The following is a 17,642-nucleotide window of genomic DNA, read 5'->3' as shown; positions in this document are numbered from 1 at the left end:
TACAAATAAAACGTTGTTTCAGTTTTTCTGCATCTTATTATCAAAAGTGTAATTGCGATCACGTCAGCGCGAGATTTCCCTTTAACAGGCACAGGCGGAGATACTTAAAATAAAATTAAAAACAATAAGATAGGTTTATCAGGTGGATATGGGAGCAGCGTGTGCTCCTGAAAAGAAACGCCGGATTGCTGCAACCCGCGGCGTCAGGGAGGGGAAATATCAGCACATATTGCGGCTGGCGCGGTTGGCAGCGCCTGTATGGGGGAAGCGGAAAATGAAAGCGGTTTTAATCTCGTTCGATAGCAAGCGCCACACCTTGCCCACCGCCAATGCAGAGCGTCGCCAGGCCCTTTCGCGCATTGCGTTTAACCATCTCATGCACCAGCGACACCAGAATCCGGCAGCCGGATGCGCCAATGGGATGACCGAGCGCAATCGCTCCGCCGTTAACGTTCACCCGGCGTTCGTCCCACTCCAGCATTTTGCCAACGGATAACGCCTGCGCAGCAAAAGCCTCGTTAGCCTCGATAAGATCCACATCCGCCAGTTGCCAGCCTACCCGTTCAAGACAACGTCGGGTGGCGTAAACGGGCGCAATGCCCATCAGTGCGGGATCGACGCCGACGCTGGCAAAAGCGCGAATACGCGCCAGTATGGGTAAATCCAGTTCCTGCGCTTTGGCTTCGCTCATCATCATGACGGCAGCCGCGCCATCGTTAATTGACGAGGCATTGCCCGCCGTGACCGAGCCGAGGAGATCAAATGCCGGGTTCAACTGGGCCAATCCTTCCGCGCTGGCATCGGTTCTTGGCTGCTCATCAGTATCGACAACGACAGGCTGGCCGTTACGCTGGGTGACAACCGGGACAATCTCAGCTTTAAAACGCCCGGCATCAATGGCCGCCCGCGCTTTTTGCTGGGAGCTGAGGGCATAGGCGTCCTGCAATTCGCGGCTGATGCCGTATTCCCGCGCCAGATTTTCAGCGGTAACGCCCATGTGGTAATCGTTAAACGCATCCCACAAGCCGTCGTGAACCAGGCTGTCCACCAGTTGGCTGTTACCGAGCTGCGCCCCTGTGCGGCTGTCGGTAAGAACGTGCGGCGCCCGGCTCATGTTCTCCTGCCCGCCGGCAATGACAATATCCGCCTCGCCGCACTGAATTGCCTGCGTAGCCAGGTGCAGCGCTTTCAGGCCGGAGCCGCAGACATCGTTGATGGTGATAGCGGAAACGGTGTTGGGCAGCCCACCTTTGATGGCTGACTGCCGCGCCGGGTTTTGTCCTGCGCCCGCCGTGAGCACCTGACCGAGGATAACTTCATCGATAGCATGTACATCAACGCCGGTACGCTCCATCAACGCTTTTACCACCATGCTGCCCAGTTCAACGGCAGAATGGCGGGACAGCGTTCCCTGGAAGCATCCGATCGGCGTACGTAAAGCCCCAACTATCACAACCTCTTTCATCACCACCTCAGCGCAAAATAACACCGCAATAGTAGAGGATTGTTAAAGATAATTATCCTGCTTGTTTAAAAATGGTGAGTTTTATCACAAAGGAAATTGCAGCTATTTTAATCAGCCGGTATACGCCCCTGCTGTAAATGATCGCGGAGCCAGCTTCCCGCCGCGCCCGGCGGCGACTTCTTGTTCCAGAGAAGATCAATCGAGATCGCCTTCGGCCAGCCGGGCACATCCAGTTGCACCAGCGGTTTTTCAGCCGCGAACTCTTCCACCAGCGCGCAAGGCAATGCGCACCAGCCAAATCCCTGTACCGCCATACTCAGTAATAACAAATAGTTAGGTGCAGACCAGGCCGGGCCGCGCGCCACGCTGGCGCCACTTTCCAGATAGGTATTCAGCCGCAGTTCACGCCAGGTATGCAGCTGATCCCATTGCAGGGTTTTCTGCGCGGCCAGAGGATGCGAGGCCGCCACGTAGAGTCCCATCCAGGTCTGCATGGGCAGACGCGTCACCCCCATCTCGGTAGGGTAATGATTGCGCGCTTCAATCAGCCCGACCTGCGCGCGTCCCTTTTGCAGGAGATCGATGACATCTTCATCTTCGCCGATCAGACATTCAAATTCTGTATGGGGAAACTGGCGGTCGAACTGCACCATTAATTCTTCCAGAACGTCTGGATGCAGGGTGTCGGATAGCACGAATGTCAGACGGGTTTCCGTTTCGCCAGACAGGGATAACGCCACCTCATCCAGACGATCGCTTGCTGACAGAATAGCCTGCACATAGCTGAGCACCCGCTTGCCCTCTTCCGTCAGCACTGGCTGTCGTGAAGAGCGATCAAACAGTGAAAACCCCAGATCGGCTTCCAGGTGGGCAATCGCCGTACTGACGGTGGACTGACTTTTCCGTAACCGGCGCGCCGCAGCGGAAAACGAGCCGCAGGAGACCGTCTCAACAAATGCGATCAATGCTTCGGGAGAGTAGCGCATGAACTATCTACTTTATCGATGGATTCTATCTTTTAGATATCATATTAAACGATAAAATGCCTGACATTCCGTTTTCCCGGAGATGAAAAAAAGGTTTGATCCTATGCAACATGATTTAGTCCAACGCCGTTCGCTACTCGAACGCATTTTCCATGCGGTCTGCTTCGAAGGCATTGCCACCGCCATTCTGGCCCCGACTACCGCCTGGCTGATGCAGCGCTCAGTGCTGGAAATGGGAGGCTTAACCATTCTGCTGGCAACCACGGCGATGATCTGGAATATCATCTATAACGCGCTGTTTGACCGCTTCTGGCCGTCACACGTAGTGACGCGCACCGCTAAAGTTCGCGCACTGCACGCGCTGGGATTTGAAAGCGGCTTTATCGTTATTGGTGTGAGTATTGTCGCCTGGGCGCTGAACGTCAGCCTGTTGCAGGCCTTCACGCTGGAAATCGGTTTCTTCCTTTTCTTCCTGCCATACACCATGTTCTACAACTGGGCCTATGACACGTTGCGTCTTCGCGTAGTAAGACGCCGCCAGCAGCGCGTTACTGCCTGATAATGCTCTGTTTAGCCGGAACATTCCCCGTTCCGGCGCTTCCTGCCTGCCTTCGCACACCGCTTTAGTTTCCCCAGCCTCATGCCATTTATGGTAAATTGCGCTTCTTTTTGTTTATTTTATAGTTGATACGTTCAAATAATGTCGAAAATTTGGTCAAAAGAAGAAACTCTCTGGAGTTTTGCACTATATGGGACTGCGGTCGGCGCAGGCACCCTTTTCCTCCCCATTCAGTTGGGCTCCGCGGGGGCCATCGTGCTGTTTATTACCGCACTGGTTGCCTGGCCTCTGACTTACTGGCCTCATAAAGCGCTGTGCCAGTTTATCCTCTCTTCGAAAACCTCCGCTGGCGAAGGGATCACCGGTGCGGTAACGCATTACTACGGCAAGAAGATCGGCAGTCTCATCACCTCGCTATACTTTATTGCGTTTTTCGTGGTGGTCCTGATTTACGCCGTGGCGATAACCAATTCCCTGACGGAACAGCTGGCAAAGCAGATGACGATAGACCTGCGGGTGCGTGTTCTGGTCAGTCTGGGCGTCGTATTGATTCTGAATCTGATTTTCCTGATGGGACGACATGCGACTATCCGCGTGATGGGCTTTTTAGTGTTTCCGCTTATCGCCTATTTCTTATTTCTGTCGCTTTATTTGACCGGAAGCTGGCAGCCCGCGTTATTGACCAGCCAGATGTCTTTCGATCGGCACACACTTCATCAGGTATGGATATCCATTCCGGTGATGGTTTTCGCTTTTAGCCATACGCCCATTATCTCCACGTTTGCTATCGACAGACGTGAAAGATACGGCGAGCAGGCCATGGGTAAATGCAAAAAAATCATGAAGGTGGCTTATCTGATCATTTGCCTGAGCGTGCTGTTTTTCGTTTTCAGCTGTCTGCTCTCCATTCCGCCATCCTATATTGAAGCCGCGAAACATGAAGGCGTGACCATCCTGTCAGCGCTGTCTATGATGCCAGCCGCACCGGCATGGCTCTCCATTTCAGGGATTATTGTCGCCGTTGTCGCGATGTCAAAATCGTTTCTGGGCACCTATTTTGGGGTGATTGAAGGGGCGACAGAGATAGTACGAACGGCGTTACTTCAGACTGGCGTGAAGAAAAGCCGGGCATTTAATCGCGCCCTGTCGATCATGCTGGTCTCGCTGATTACCTTTGTCGTTTGCTGCATTAATCCCAACGCCATTTCGATGATTTATGCGATCAGCGGCCCGCTTATTGCCATGATTTTGTTTATCATGCCGACGCTGTCGACCTATCTGATCCCCGCGCTCAAACCATACCGCTCTCTGGGAAATCTGCTTACCCTGATTGTGGGTCTGCTTTGCGTGTCCGTGATGTTTTTTGGCTAATCTCAATACAAAACGGCTCATCCACCTGAAGAGGGGCGAGCCGTTTTACTCAGTCTTTAATCTATCGGCATAATAGTGAGGGCGACCCGACTGTCGTAAACGTCCAGCCTTCCCGCCAGGGTTGTATCAAAAACGAGAACGTCGCGTCCTTTGATAAATAAATAAGCGGCATGGCCTTGCGTTCATGACTGCCCTGTAATTCGTCAGACGGATATCGGACCAGATTATGCGTCGTAATAATATAGTTTTGCTGCAACTTCTGGTACGTAAAATAAATAATCCGGCTAATTTTATAAGAATGAGCGTCGGGCGTATTCAACACGCCGGTTAATGTCACGATCCCCTGATGATTATGCATCTGGTAGGTAATATCACCAGCAAAAAGTTCATGATCAATATCCCAGACGGCATAACCACTGCAATCAATTTTCGGGTTAATGCTGTGTGCATACCAGAGTCCTCCGCCGCCCACAATGAAGAACGTGATAATAATAGCCGCTGCCAGTATTTTAATTTTCATCATTTATCGAATAGTAGGTTATACACTTTACGGACGGATTTTCTCTGGCATCCTCCGGGCATATAATCGCCGTGATATTTTTTGCGCTGCTCATTCCTGAGAGAAACACATAGTTATTGTTATCGCAAATCTCGCGATGTTTGTGCATAAAGCGAATATAATTTAGCTCCAGCACATCATTCCCTTTTTGCAGGACGGTACAGGATGAAAAAGTCTCGGAGTCCAGAACCTCATAAGACGACAGCAGCGACTCTGGAGACATATAAAACAGGCTGGCGGCAATGCTTATCATCACCACCAGAAGCGCCAGTCCGCAAAGCGCCGCAGGCAACGAGAGATGGCGCTTTTTTATTGGCGTGTCTCCCTTCGACTCCATAGGGGGTGCAACAATCTGCGCCGGCGCTTCGATCGCTGATGCTTTTGCGGTTATCTCATCCGTCTGAATATTCGCTGAAATCATCATACCGCGACGGGCAATGGTTTTTATAAGATCGCGCGGTAACCCAATATCACTTAACGCATTTCTTAGAATGAGAATCGTCTGATAAAAAGTATTCGCCGAGGTAACATGATTCTTCTCTCCCCAACCCGCTGTAATCAGCTGGTTTTGAGAAACCACCGTGTTGTTATGCTGAATAAGATATAAAAGGATAAGGCTTGCAGGACTTTGTAACGTTACGGTCTTCTGCATTGCGCTATTCGATAACGCCCGATTTCCAGGGTGAAAGTCAACCAGGTTATTAATTGTGTAACATCTGGCGTGTTTTAACAAATCCGACACAGTATTCCTTCTGGCATTCACATGATGAATGCCATGCTACAAAATTCTTATATCGAGATCACTATAAATATTTGATTATGCGATTACTGTCAAACGCCAGCGGTAAAATTACTTATAAATCAAAAACCTTAAGTCAAAAAAGATCATTTGTTCTTAATTAAGACTATTTTTAAAGCATTTTCATGCTCTCCTGATATTATTACGATAAGCTTAAAAAGCACACAAATACATAATTTATTAATTATGAAAAACAATAGCGATTTTACAATTAAGATACAGTAATTAACATTGATGCAACTTTTGTCCATAAATGCCATTTAACAAAATATCTTAAACATTTTTGCAATATAACTATTCCTGGATTTTGCTATAAAAGTCCTGGATGCTAAATTGTTTCTGTCTCTGACGAGACGTCGCTCCAGGAAAATAAGCAGCATGTAAATAGCCACTATTATAAATACATCGCAAGGCTTTAAGAAAAATAGCAATAAGTGATATACATCGATTTTTTACGCACGCTAATCGCCGTCTGGCAAAGTATTGACATATTTAAAAACGGATGAAATTATGAAATTATCTACGGATAGGGAGGTTCCTGTATGGAGCTGGATGTTAAATTAAAAAACCTTACGTGCAGTAGTTGTTCTTTACATTGTAAAATAATGCCAGAAAAATCACCTCGTTTACAATATTGTGCTAACGCATGTTTTTGTATGTGGCCGGAAGAAAGTATCTACTTTAACAGAGGTGTTATTGAGGGCATTTTAAATAATAATCATAATGCCCGATTAAATGGTTATATTTTTGTCGATTTTTCTATCAGCTTTTTGCGGCTGTTTCTCGACAAACAGTGGATTGATTATCTCGCCAGCACACGTATGGGTATTGTACTGGTGAGCGATCGGAACATGCAGTCGTTAGCCAACTACTGGCGTAAACATCATCCGGCGGTTTCTGTCGTCATTTATCACGATGATGGACTGGCGGTTGCAAATGAAAAAATCAGACAAGTATTTATTGGGCGACATCTGTCTTTTACAAAAGGGAATACCCTGACCCAGACGGAGTTCATCATTATGGGTAACATGGTTGCAGGGAAAAATCCGCATCAAATCGCCGAGTTACTGAGTATGGATATCCGCAGCGTCTATGCTTATAAACAGAGGATCGAGAAAAGAATGGGCGGGAAGATAAACACGCTGTTTATTCATTCGCATCCACTCTCCAATGAAAAAGCCGCATTCCCAATGATCACAAAGGAATGCAAAGGCTCGCTTATTCATCTGCAAAGACGGCGTTAGCATTGAAGACAACAGTCGGGCACCGGTCCCGGCTATTTTATATAGGAATCCAGCACCTTCAGGATCACCTCCAGATCGTCTTCGCGCTTCACTTCATCGCTCTGATGAACAATGTGTTCGGTCAGATGCCCTTTGATCACCTCACGCATTAATCCGTTCACCGCGCCACGTATCGCCGCGATTTGCTGCAATACCGCGGCACATTCGTGAGGCTCATCCAGCATTTTTTTCAGTGCGACAACCTGCCCCTGGATTTTACTGGCGCGAGCTTTAAGTTTTTGTTTATCCCGGATCGTATGTGACATAACAACGCCTTATTAACATAAATCATTATGGATTATAGCATTGTGACGCTACTGGGGGGTAGTATTTGGTACTGGGGGGGAGTAGAATGCGGGGAAATAAGACAACTAAGAATCATTCTCATGGGCGAATTTTCAACATTACTTCAGCAAGGAAACGCCTGGTTCTTCATTCCCAGCGCCATTCTGTTGGGCGTATTACATGGGCTGGAACCCGGGCACTCCAAAACGATGATGGCGGCGTTTATCATCGCCATCAAAGGGACGATTAAGCAGGCTGTGATGCTGGGGCTGGCAGCCACGCTTTCACATACCGCCGTTGTGTGGCTTATCGCCCTGGGCGGCATGTACATCAGCAGAGCGTTTACCGCAGAATCCGTGGAACCCTGGCTACAGCTGGTCTCCGCCATCATTATTCTGAGCACGGCGTTCTGGATGTTCTGGCGTACCTGGAAAGGGGAGCGGGACGGGTTGGCTAACAGGCCTCCTGCCCACACTCACCACCATCACGACCATGAGCACCACCATCACGACCACGACCATCACCACGACCACCAGCATGTTCATATTTCCCTGAAGGGGCTAACGGACGGATCGCACGCCTGGCAGGATGCCCATGAACGGGCACATGCAACCGATATTCAGCGCCGCTTTCACGACCGGGAAGTGACAAACGGACAGATTTTACTGTTTGGCCTGACGGGCGGCCTGATCCCTTGCCCGGCAGCCATCACCGTATTGCTGATCTGCATCCAGCTTAAAGCCTTCACGCTGGGAGCCACGATGGTACTGTGCTTCAGCATTGGTCTGGCGTTAACGCTGGTAGCCGTTGGCGTGGGCGCAGCCATCAGCGTGCAACAAGCCGCAAAACGCTGGAGCGGATTTAATACCCTGGCGAGAAAAGCCCCCTATTTCTCCAGCATACTGATCGGTCTGGTGGGGCTTTATATGGGAATGCATGGTTATCTGGGCATTATCCACTAATTGTTCCCCGCCTTTTTCCACAAACGTGTAGCGACCCAAGTGCTGCACGTCCGTTCATATCAATTTTTCGCAAGCCATGAGCAGACCGTAGACGGGCGGTAAGCCGCTCTGATGAGTGAAGCGCATTAACGAATCTTTCCAGAAAGTCGCCTGGCCGTATAATTCGATGCTATTACCCAACGCGTATTGCAGTTCCGCGCTTTTGCGACAAGCGCGCAGGCATTGCGGATTTATTGCGGAAAAATTGTTCTCTCCTACGCTCAACATCAGCATTATTCCGCGCAGAAAACACGCTTCATGCGAACAAAACGCACTATATCAACTGGCAACTTAAATACGATTGCATCAATTGTTGATCTTAATCAAATAGGGTTTATTGGAAACTAAGCCTTTTAAGCTCCAAAAGATCCAACAAAATAAAATAAAATTCCTAAAGTAAAGAGTACGCACCTAATAGTCAGCAACAGAAACAATATAGTGATGCTGATGATTATTATAAAACCGGTATCTGTTTACATCACACATTCAATTAATTAACACACCGACATGGAACGACTTTACGGCTAAATCATTAATACCAATAAAGCGAATATCTAATTATCTTAATATCGACGCAACCGATCTATTTCCAGTTTTTAATAGCCGCCACCTATTACAAAAGATTTATTCGGATGTTTTAAACGATTTTCATATTTAAGATTACTGTCGTTAAAATTCCGGCATAAGAAAAAAGATATATTTTCAGATGGGCTATTTGTCGCCTGGGACGCATTGTTGAATAAAAACTGAGAAGGCGTGTGCAGCAGCACATTTTTCTATTTCAACGCCTCAACACCAGGATTAATACCAATATTTTCGCCAACACTGACTTAATACAGCAACATTCCAGCACAGTGCCATTTTTATGAATGTCCCTGAGCATTGGGAACACCCTGAATTCTCAGGGTAAATCAACACGACTGAATGAAAATGGAGTTTAGTTATGAAACTGAATCGTGCCCTAATTCCGGCGCTGGTGATCTCCGCGATCTATTCTGCGGGCGCGCTGGCTTCTGATAATACCATTACATTTATGGGAGAAGTTTCTGATGAAACCTGTTCCGTATCGGTAAATGGTTCTGAGGCCTCACCTGTCGTCTTACTGCCTACCGTCACGGTAAACACCTTGAACACCAATCAGGTTGCAGGACAAACAACCTTCAACATCGGCGTCAGCGGATGCACCGGCTCAGCCTCCGGGATCAATATTTCAACCGTCTTCGTCGGGAACAACATCAGCGCCACGACCGGAAACCTGGCCAGCAATGGCTCGGCGAGCGATGTTGAAATTCAGATCCTCGACACCAGCGATACAGAGATCGATTTTCGCAACGCGTTTAATGGCGGCGGAGATTTAGCGCTGGCGGCAAATGAGACATCAGCCACGGCAACCTACAAGGCCCAATATTACTCAGGGGGCGCAGCAACCACCGGTACGGTACAAGCCTCCATGCAATACGCGGTTTCTTACCAGTAATTTAACCCAGGCGGGAATTTCGTCCCGCCCTCTTTCGACCAGGGAGTAATAAATGAACCCCATTCGCGACGCCCTGTATTCTCTCGCGGGGTTTCTGTTTATCTTTTTTACACTCTGGAGTGAACACGTCGCCGCCAGTATTACCATGACCGGGACGCGAATTATTTATAATGGCTCAGCCAACTCTGTCGATGTTCATTTAAAGAATAAAGATTCCTTCCCTTATGTGGTCTCAACCTGGTTCGATAACGGCAATATGGCAGACGGGCCGGAGAAATCAGCTCAACTTCCCTTTATCGCCACGCCGCCGGTATTTCGTATTCAACCCGGCGAAGGGCAAATTATTCGGATTGTTTTTACTGCGGCCCAGTCCCTGCCACAAGACAGGGAATCTCTGTTCTATTTTAATTTTATGCAGGTTCCGCCCGCGAATGTGGGCCAACGTAGCCCGGATCAGGGCAATCAAAACAGCCTGCTGATCATGCTACGTAACCGGGTGAAGTTATTTTATCGTCCGGCTGAATTAAACGGTAATCCACAAAAAATGCTGGCGAACCTTCAGGTCACGCGGACAGGTCAAACCGGCATCACCATTAAAAATAATCAGCCTTATTACATCACCATTGCCGGGCTACAGTTGATCAATGCCTCAGAAACCCGCGCCCAAAAAGCAGGCATGATTGCCCCTTTCAGCAGTGAACGTTATGTCTTTACCGACGCCCGATCGACTGCAAATCAGCGTGTTCGCATCACGTTGATTAACGATCAGGGAGCCAGAATCAGTGAAGATTTTCCTCTTTAATCGCCCGGCGGGTTTCGGCCTGATGGTATGCGTTACGGCATTTTCCGCTGCGGCCAGGGCTGATTACTATTTTGATCCCGCGCTGCTCCAGGGGTCCGCATACGGTCATGGTCTGGATCTCCAGCGCTTTAATCATACCCAAGACAGCGTGCCTGCTGGTGAATACGTGCTGGATGTTTATCTTAATAACCAGTTGATTCGCCAGCAGGAAAAGATCGAACTTATCGCATCCGCCACGCCGGATAGCGCCGTTGAACCCTGTCTGCCGTTTGAGGTGGTTCGCGCCAGCGCGATTCGCACACGCTCCTCTGCGGCGTCTTCAACGCCGCACTGTCTGCGCATCAGCGAGACCGGGCAAAAAATCAGTTGGCAAGTGGATATGGCGAAGCTGCGCCTGAATATGACGATTCCTCAGGCCGGGCTTTACCACGCTCCCCGGGGGTATATTCCCGTTTCCGAATGGGACGCCGGAGAGACCGCACTGTTTTTGCGCCACAATACCAATTTTTATCATACGGAAAATACAGACTCACACCTGCGCTACGACTACCTGTGGAGCAATATCAATGGCGGTTTCAACATCGGGCTGTGGCAATTTCGCCATCAGGGGAACCTCCGCTATGCCGATGACAACCAGACGGGTAGCCACTACAAATACAATGCGGTAGCGACCGCGCTTCAGCGCCCTCTTCCTCAGTTTGAGAGCGTGATAGCGTTTGGGGACAATTACACCAACAGCAGCCTGTTCGGCAGTCTCTCATTCAACGGCATAAAACTGAACACCGATCAACGGATGTGGCCGCAGGGCAAACGCGGTTATGCGCCGGAAGTGCGCGGCGTGGCGACCACAACCGCCCGCGTGGTGGTACGCCAACAGGGTAAAGTGATTTACGAAACCACCGTCGCGCCCGGCGCTTTTGTTATTAACGATCTCTACAATACCCGTGGCCAGGGCGATCTGGCCGTCGATGTCATCGAAGCGAACGGGCAAATCTCAAGTTTTACCGTTCCCTACTCGGCGGTTCCTGATTCCGTTCGACCGGGAAACTGGAACTATGAGCTGGCAATGGGCTACGTTCGCCACTACTACAGCGTGGAGAATAAATTTGTCGAAGGCGTTTTGCAGCGCGGGATGAGCAACACGCTAACCGCCAATTTGGGTTCACGGCTGGCCGATGATTATCAGGCGTTTCTGCTGGGCGGGGTAATGGCAACATCCGTCGGGGCATTCGGCCTCAATACCGTTTACTCAAACGCCAGAGTCGAAAACGACGATAACGAGCAGGGCTGGCGCATTGAGGCCAGCTACAGCAAAACGTTTACCACCGGCACAAATCTGGTGCTGGCGGCCTATCGTTACTCCACCAGCGGTTATCGTGATTTACAGGATGTGCTGGGCGTGCGCCGTCAGCAGAAAAACAGCGTGGCGTATTATTCGGATACGCTGCACCAGCGTAATAACTTTTCCGCTACGCTCAGCCAGCCGATGGGCGACTGGGGCATGGTTAGCTTCACCGGCAGCACGTCAGATTACTACAGCGACGCGTCGCGCATCACCCAACTCCAGTTTGGCTACAGCAACAGCTGGCGCAACATCACCTTTAATCTTAGCGCCGCCAGACAGCGCAGCAGTTATGCCAGCCGCTACGGCACCAGTGTAAACGACCGGGATTTTGACCGCGAAAACCAGCATAAATACACCGAAAACACGCTTTCACTGGGGATCTCCATCCCCTTCGATGTTGGCGCCAGCCGCACGCAGCTAAATCTGGATATGAATCGCAGCCGCGACGTTCGCACCGCCACGGTGGGGATAAGCGGCGCCACGGGCGAGAACAGCGCCACATCCTGGGCCGTTTATAGCGGTCTGGAGCGAGATAAGCACGACGGCAGCAGCGCAACCTGGGGCGGCAACGTGGAGCAACGAACCGCCGTCGGCGCGTTTCGCGGCTTTGCCTCCCGCGGCAGCGATTACCAGCAATATGGTCTGGGGATGTCCGGCACGCTGGTTGCGCACCGCGGCGGGATCACCGCTGGCCCCTACACCAGCGATACATTTGCGCTTATCGAAGCGCCAGGCGCACGCGGCGCGGCGGTACGTAACGGGCAAGGCGCAACGGTTGATTATTTCGGCTATGCCCTGCTCCCTTCCATGACCCCCTATCGCTATAACACCGTAAGCCTGGACAGCGGAAACATGAATGCCGAAGTTGAGCTACAGAGCGGCAGCAAGCGCATCGTGCCCTACGCCGGCGCGATTTCCCGCGTGAAATTCACGACCACCAGCGGTAAAGCGGCGCTCATCAACACAACGCTTCCCGATGGCGAGCAGCCGCCGATGGGCGCTGACGTGACGGACGGCCACGGCGAATCCGTGGGAATGGTCGGCCAGGGCGGGCAAATTTACGCCCGACTGGCGGAACAATCCGGCGTGCTGTTCGTACAGTGGGGGCAAAAATCCACGCAGCGGTGCCAGGTCTGGTATCAACTACCGGCTAAAACGCATGCGCCGCTGTATCAGCTCACACTACCTTGTCGTCAGGAATAACGTATGAAAATCAGACAGCTCTTTTACGGCCTGTTATTCAGCGGCATGGTTGCGCATCCTGCCCTGTCCGCCTGCATCAAAGTCACGTCAGCCAGCCCCCTTTCTCAGGCGGCGAAAGACGCAGGCTATGTGGGCGCCAGTTGGGGCGGCGTGGGGGATGGCGATGTAAAAGGGAAACTGGGCTTGCCCGGCGTCATTACCTTAAGCAACGGGACGGGATTTCAGAGCGAAGGCACGTTGCTGGGCAGCGCCGCTGCCAGTTTCGTCCCCAATGGACGAACGCAGGGCGTCACGGCCAATCAGATTATGTTTCGCTGTACCGTTTCCGAAATCGGCCAGGTATATGAATACTATGCCACCAACGGCGACGATTACTGGGGAGGCATGGTCGACGTACCGGGAATCGACGGCGCTTACTACACCTACGTTAAAAACGTGGCGGTCAGGCTGACCAATCTAAAAACCGGAGAATATTACTCCCGTTACTGGAAAGCGCGCGCAATCCCGGAAAGTGAAATGTTCAATGACGGCACCTATATCTACGTCCCAGCCAGCGCCTTTAGCGACGTATTTGTTGAACTGTTTCGGGTTGATGACAGCGCCAGAGGCGTTGATGGTTCCAACCGTTATACCTATCCCTACGCGGGACCGGCAGGCTATATCGCTTTCCACGGTGGCGGCATGAGTTCAGGGCTTTTCGAGGGCGCTGACAGCCGAACCAACTATAGCGGCTGGGGCGCGGCGCAGTGGCCCGGCGGCTGGACGTTAACCAGCCAGACCGTGTTCGTGCGCGGCGCCGCCTGCCGGGTCAACGACTATCCTGCCATTGTCAGGTTACCGCCTACCAGCGTTGGCGAACTCATCAGCGGCGGCAGCAGTCAGGCTCCTTTTAGCATTAGCGTTGAATGCGAAACCGGGGCGTTGTCCGGCACGACGGCGTCCACCAGCTTAAGAGCATATGTAGCGATGGGATTCCTGGTCAGCAATCCCACCGCAGCCAATGCGGCCTCTCAGTTGGGCCTCAAGACCGGTTCCGGCGCCTATACATGGCTACTCGACAATCATTATGGCGTAAACGGCGTTGCATCAGGCGTCGGCATTCGCCTCTACAGCGACAAGCAAAATGGCAATGCGCTGAATCTTCTGCCCAACCAAATAGCCACAGCCACGGGCAACGCGGGCGGCTGGTACGGCTATCAGGATCTGACCACGCAAACCGCCAGCGGCTCAACCAGCCTCTACAGCGGCGACTTTACCGCCTCTCTGGAAGCGATTCCGGGGGAAAACGTAACAGCAGGAACGGTCTATGCACAGCTCCAGGTGGTGGTCAGTTTTCAGTAACTGGCCCACATACACGCTTTTTATCGTCTGGACAGGATGGACAGCGACTCCTGCACGGGCCGTGGTCAATACGGAAGTGACTCGCGTTATTTTTAACGCCGGGGAGAGCCATTATTCGCTGGCGCTGGCAAATTCAGCGCAGCACCCTGCCCTGGTTCAAATCTGGACGGATGAAGGCAATCCGCTGAGTCAGCCTGCTGAGACCATCACGCCCATCGTCGCGATACCGCCCGTATTCAAAATGCAGCCGACGGAAATTCGGACAGTAAAGTTACAGCTCGCAGAGAAGCCTGGGTTAGCGCGCGAGCGGGAGTCGCTTTACTGGCTGAATATCTACCAGATCCCGCCGATGACCGATCAGGACGCGAAAACGCGGCAAAAACTCGTGCTGCCGCTGCGCATCCGCATGAAAGTGTTTATTCGTCCACAGGGCGTTGGGCCATTGAGAGAGCAGGATGGCGAACGGCTGACCTTCACATTCCAGCCGCAGGAGGCGCAGCTTTATGTTAATAACCCGACGCCGTGGTACATCACGCTGGCAGCGCTGGCATGTGACAACACCAGCGCAACGCCGCTGATGATCGCTCCGCTGTCTTCACAACCGCTAGCGTTATCCGGGAAAGTGGGACATTGTCGTACCGTCAGGTACGAGCTTATCAACGACCACGGTAATCGCTGGGTTTATGAGAAACCGATAATAAACAGCGGGGCGCCGGAAAAGACCGTGGGCAGAAACCCACGGCGATGACCGGTAAAACGCATCAGGCGCGGATATCGTCATACTCGCGCGTTTTATCAAACTCATGTTTGGCGAAAGGGCAAAGCGGAATAACCTTGCGGTTCTCCTCGCGCATCTTTTCAACCACCTTCGCGACAAGCTGTTTACCGACGCCCTGCCCCTTCAGGCTGGGATCGACATCCGTATGCTCAATAATGCTCAGATGTTCGCCCGTCGGTACAAATACGATTTCGGCGACCTGATTACCCGCAGCATCATTCACATAAAATTTGTTGTGGCCTTCGAGTATCTCCATCATTTCCTCACTTATTTCTGGCGGTATTTCAGCGCGCCGCTCGGACAGGTATCAATAACATGCACAACCGTTGCCACATCCACTTCATCCGGGATGATCCACGGCTTACGTTTCAGATTAAAGAGCTTCGCACTACCGCGCACGCAATTACCCGAGTGCTGACAAATGGCCGTATTGAAATAGACATCGATTTTCTCGCCGGTATAGGCCCGGTAACCCGCATCCAGTAGTTCCTGATCCATGACATTGCCTCTGTAATTGTTATGTTTTCGCTAGTAAGCATAGCCCCGTCAAAGTGGCGTGGCTACAGGAAAACAGAGGCATTTGCCAGTTGATGAGCAGTCGTCGTTGCGCAAAATAACGTTAAGCCATAAACCAGTAATAAAAGAGACCAACTTTTAATCCAAGGATTACAATATAGGCACAGCAGTACTTCATAGTGCCGGACATTATCTGATTCGCCTGTCCTTCCATTTTGGTTGCCGAAACCGCAATGGCGATACTTTGCGGTGAAATCATTTTCCCGCCTGTTGCGCCGGAGGTATTTGCCGCAGCCAGCCAGTTTGGATCAATATTTAATTTACTGGCGGCAATGGTTTGTAGTTTGCCAAACAGAATATTCGAGTTGGTGTCGCTGCCGGTAACAAACGTTCCCAGCGCGCCAATCACCGGAGCGAGAAAAACGTACGAGCTTCCGGTCAGATCGACAATCGACTGGGCCAGCGTGGAGATAATACCACTAAGATCCATTACCGTTGCCAGGGCGACGATCGCCATAATCGCGACAATGGAATTTTTAAGCTGGAACACGGTTTTGATAAACACTTCCAGCATACCGCGTGCTGATGCCCCCTGAATAAAACCGCCAATAATGGTCGCAAAGATAATCAACATTCCGGGCGTGGTGACCCATTCAACTTTCAGCGCCAGCGTTTTGCCATCGGCCAGCGTAAAATGCAGCACCGAAGCCAACTGAGAAGCCGCCGCTTTTATCGTTGGAAATAACGGCGAGCACAGCAGAATAAAGACAAAAATAAACAGATAGATAGAACCGACCCGGAACAGCACTTTCGCCGAGCGCGGCGTCGTTTCACGGGTGTGGCTGACTTCAATGCGCCACTCGGGATCTGTTTTCCCTTTACGCAGGCGGCTGGCAATTGCGACGGCAAAAAGACTGACCAGGCTGCCGGCAAAAGCGGGTAATTCTGCCCCGAGATGTATGGCGACAAAATACTGCGGAACAAGCGTTGTGATACCGCAAAGCAGCGTAATAAGGAACACGCCGCGAATGGCTTTCAGGCCACCGCCAATAATGCAAATTATGACAAACGGCAGCAGGATATTAAAAAGGGCTAATTGCAGAATAATCGTTCCGCCTAAGGTGTAAACCGGCAGATTAACCTGTTCAGCCAGGATAGAGACCGGAATACCAACCGCCCCGAACGCCGTGGGTACGGTGTTGGCCACAAGTGAAGCAATTGCTGCCTTCAGTGGGTTGAATCCCAGCGCGATGAGAATACCGATAGGTATCGCGACCGCCGTACCGTACCCGGCAGCCGCTTCAAGGAATCCACCGAAACACCACGAAATCAGCAGTACCTGAATACGCTTATCTTCGCTAATACTGGCGAGAATATCGCGGAGAATATCCAGCGCTTTGGTCGCCTGCATGACGTTATAACTGAATATAGCGCCGAGGATCACAATCACGATCGGCCATAATCCTTTCAGTGCGCCATAACCCATCGAGGCTTTAAGATTTTGTACTGGCATGTCCCAGAATATTGCAGACAGCGCGGCAGTGAATGCCAGCGAAATCAAAACTGAATAATGGATGGGCATTTTCAATTTCAGAATTAAAAATACCATAAGCAGCAAAGGAGAGAGTGCCAGGGCAAACATAAAATATTCGTTCATTACTATTCCTGATTGGTTCATTAAACCTGATTTATATTTATGGTGGGGAGGCTACATTGCTGGTCAAATGAAATATGTAAACTGAATCGCTTCAGTGAATAAAGTAATTATGATTTGTAGTTTTGTAACTATTGTAATCTTTTAATTAAAATTCAATGCCAGGCAAATATACTTAAGAGCAAGACAGATACCTATAAATAGTTATTTAACAACCT

Annotated in this window: 17 protein-coding genes; 9 read left to right on the top strand and 8 right to left on the bottom strand. The window is 50.7% G+C overall.

Annotated features, from left to right (window positions below; all coding sequences use genetic code 11):
- Window positions 1-286: 286 nt before the first annotated feature.
- Both OGV82_RS11510 and OGV82_RS11505 read right to left on the bottom strand, forming a co-directional pair.
- Window positions 287-1,465 (bottom strand): acetyl-CoA C-acetyltransferase, encoded by a 1,179-nt coding sequence (locus OGV82_RS11510; protein WP_060815925.1) that lies wholly within the window; start codon window positions 1,463-1,465, stop codon window positions 287-289.
- 107 nt (window positions 1,466-1,572) lie between these two features.
- Window positions 1,573-2,451, bottom strand: coding sequence for a LysR family transcriptional regulator (locus tag OGV82_RS11505; protein WP_047461486.1), 879 nt, complete (start codon window positions 2,449-2,451; stop codon window positions 1,573-1,575).
- Between the two features lie 103 nt (window positions 2,452-2,554).
- On the opposite strand from OGV82_RS11505, the gene OGV82_RS11500 reads away from it, so the two are divergent.
- Both OGV82_RS11500 and OGV82_RS11495 read left to right on the top strand, forming a co-directional pair.
- Window positions 2,555-3,010 (top strand): multidrug/biocide efflux PACE transporter, encoded by a 456-nt coding sequence (locus OGV82_RS11500; protein ID WP_024130912.1) that lies wholly within the window; start codon window positions 2,555-2,557, stop codon window positions 3,008-3,010.
- A gap of 141 nt (window positions 3,011-3,151) precedes the next feature.
- Window positions 3,152-4,381, top strand: a complete 1,230-nt coding sequence (locus tag OGV82_RS11495) for an amino acid permease (protein ID WP_101744101.1) — start codon at window positions 3,152-3,154, stop codon at window positions 4,379-4,381.
- A 61-nt stretch (window positions 4,382-4,442) separates the two neighbouring features.
- Here OGV82_RS11495 and OGV82_RS11490 read toward each other — a convergent pair whose 3' ends face one another.
- Both OGV82_RS11490 and OGV82_RS11485 read right to left on the bottom strand, forming a co-directional pair.
- Window positions 4,443-4,904: a YqeJ family protein gene (locus tag OGV82_RS11490; RefSeq protein ID WP_101744100.1), complete on the bottom strand. Its 462-nt coding sequence runs from the start codon at window positions 4,902-4,904 to the stop codon at window positions 4,443-4,445.
- A complete protein-coding gene (locus OGV82_RS11485; RefSeq protein WP_101744099.1) occupies window positions 4,891-5,592 on the bottom strand; it encodes a winged helix-turn-helix domain-containing protein in 702 nt (233 codons plus the stop codon). The genes OGV82_RS11490 and OGV82_RS11485 overlap by 14 nt, the downstream gene beginning before the upstream one ends.
- Before the next feature lie 689 nt (window positions 5,593-6,281).
- On the opposite strand from OGV82_RS11485, the gene OGV82_RS11480 reads away from it, so the two are divergent.
- Window positions 6,282-6,983 (top strand): helix-turn-helix transcriptional regulator, encoded by a 702-nt coding sequence (locus OGV82_RS11480; RefSeq protein WP_024130913.1) that lies wholly within the window; start codon window positions 6,282-6,284, stop codon window positions 6,981-6,983.
- A gap of 32 nt (window positions 6,984-7,015) precedes the next feature.
- Here OGV82_RS11480 and rcnR read toward each other — a convergent pair whose 3' ends face one another.
- Window positions 7,016-7,288: a Ni(II)/Co(II)-binding transcriptional repressor RcnR gene (rcnR, locus tag OGV82_RS11475; protein ID WP_012134972.1), complete on the bottom strand. Its 273-nt coding sequence runs from the start codon at window positions 7,286-7,288 to the stop codon at window positions 7,016-7,018.
- A gap of 120 nt (window positions 7,289-7,408) precedes the next feature.
- Between rcnR and OGV82_RS11470 the strand changes: the two genes are divergently transcribed.
- From OGV82_RS11470 to OGV82_RS11445, 6 genes are all read left to right on the top strand, one after another.
- Window positions 7,409-8,269 (top strand): nickel/cobalt efflux protein RcnA, encoded by an 861-nt coding sequence (locus OGV82_RS11470; protein ID WP_200028791.1) that lies wholly within the window; start codon window positions 7,409-7,411, stop codon window positions 8,267-8,269.
- A gap of 982 nt (window positions 8,270-9,251) precedes the next feature.
- Entirely contained in the window at window positions 9,252-9,785 is a 534-nt protein-coding gene (locus tag OGV82_RS11465; protein ID WP_101744096.1) for a fimbrial protein, read from the top strand.
- Window positions 9,786-9,837: 52 nt separating this feature from the next.
- Window positions 9,838-10,587 carry a fimbria/pilus periplasmic chaperone gene (locus tag OGV82_RS11460; RefSeq protein WP_101744095.1) on the top strand — a complete coding sequence of 250 codons (750 nt, stop codon included), beginning with the start codon at window positions 9,838-9,840 and terminating at the stop codon, window positions 10,585-10,587.
- On the top strand, window positions 10,568-13,135 hold the full coding sequence (locus OGV82_RS11455; protein ID WP_101744094.1) for a fimbrial outer membrane usher protein: 2,568 nt from the start codon (window positions 10,568-10,570) through the stop codon (window positions 13,133-13,135). The genes OGV82_RS11460 and OGV82_RS11455 overlap by 20 nt, the downstream gene beginning before the upstream one ends.
- Window positions 13,136-13,138: 3 nt before the next feature.
- Entirely contained in the window at window positions 13,139-14,476 is a 1,338-nt protein-coding gene (gene stbD / locus OGV82_RS11450; protein ID WP_101744093.1) for a fimbrial usher protein StbD, read from the top strand.
- On the top strand, window positions 14,442-15,224 hold the full coding sequence (locus tag OGV82_RS11445; RefSeq protein WP_101744092.1) for a fimbria/pilus periplasmic chaperone: 783 nt from the start codon (window positions 14,442-14,444) through the stop codon (window positions 15,222-15,224). Before stbD ends, OGV82_RS11445 begins: the two co-directional genes overlap by 35 nt.
- Before the next feature lie 13 nt (window positions 15,225-15,237).
- On the opposite strand, the gene OGV82_RS11440 is transcribed toward OGV82_RS11445, so the two are convergent.
- The 3 genes from OGV82_RS11440 to OGV82_RS11430 form a co-directional block, all read right to left on the bottom strand.
- Window positions 15,238-15,510 (bottom strand): GNAT family N-acetyltransferase, encoded by a 273-nt coding sequence (locus OGV82_RS11440; RefSeq protein WP_058669118.1) that lies wholly within the window; start codon window positions 15,508-15,510, stop codon window positions 15,238-15,240.
- Between the two features lie 11 nt (window positions 15,511-15,521).
- The gene (gene yjdI / locus OGV82_RS11435) at window positions 15,522-15,752 is read right to left on the bottom strand and encodes a 4Fe-4S mono-cluster protein YjdI (RefSeq protein ID WP_071257888.1); all 231 of its coding nucleotides are present in this window, start codon (window positions 15,750-15,752) and stop codon (window positions 15,522-15,524) included.
- Window positions 15,753-15,873: 121 nt separating this feature from the next.
- Window positions 15,874-17,427 (bottom strand): L-lactate permease, encoded by a 1,554-nt coding sequence (locus OGV82_RS11430; RefSeq protein ID WP_101744091.1) that lies wholly within the window; start codon window positions 17,425-17,427, stop codon window positions 15,874-15,876.
- Between the last annotated feature and the right edge of the window lie 215 nt (window positions 17,428-17,642).

The organism is Citrobacter sp. CK191 (assembly GCF_030333435.1).
In the GTDB taxonomy this organism is placed as follows: Bacteria; Pseudomonadota; Gammaproteobacteria; order Enterobacterales; family Enterobacteriaceae; genus Citrobacter_B; species Citrobacter_B koseri.
Note: the sequence above shows the minus strand (reverse complement) of the source record. Positions and strands in the feature narration are given on the sequence as shown.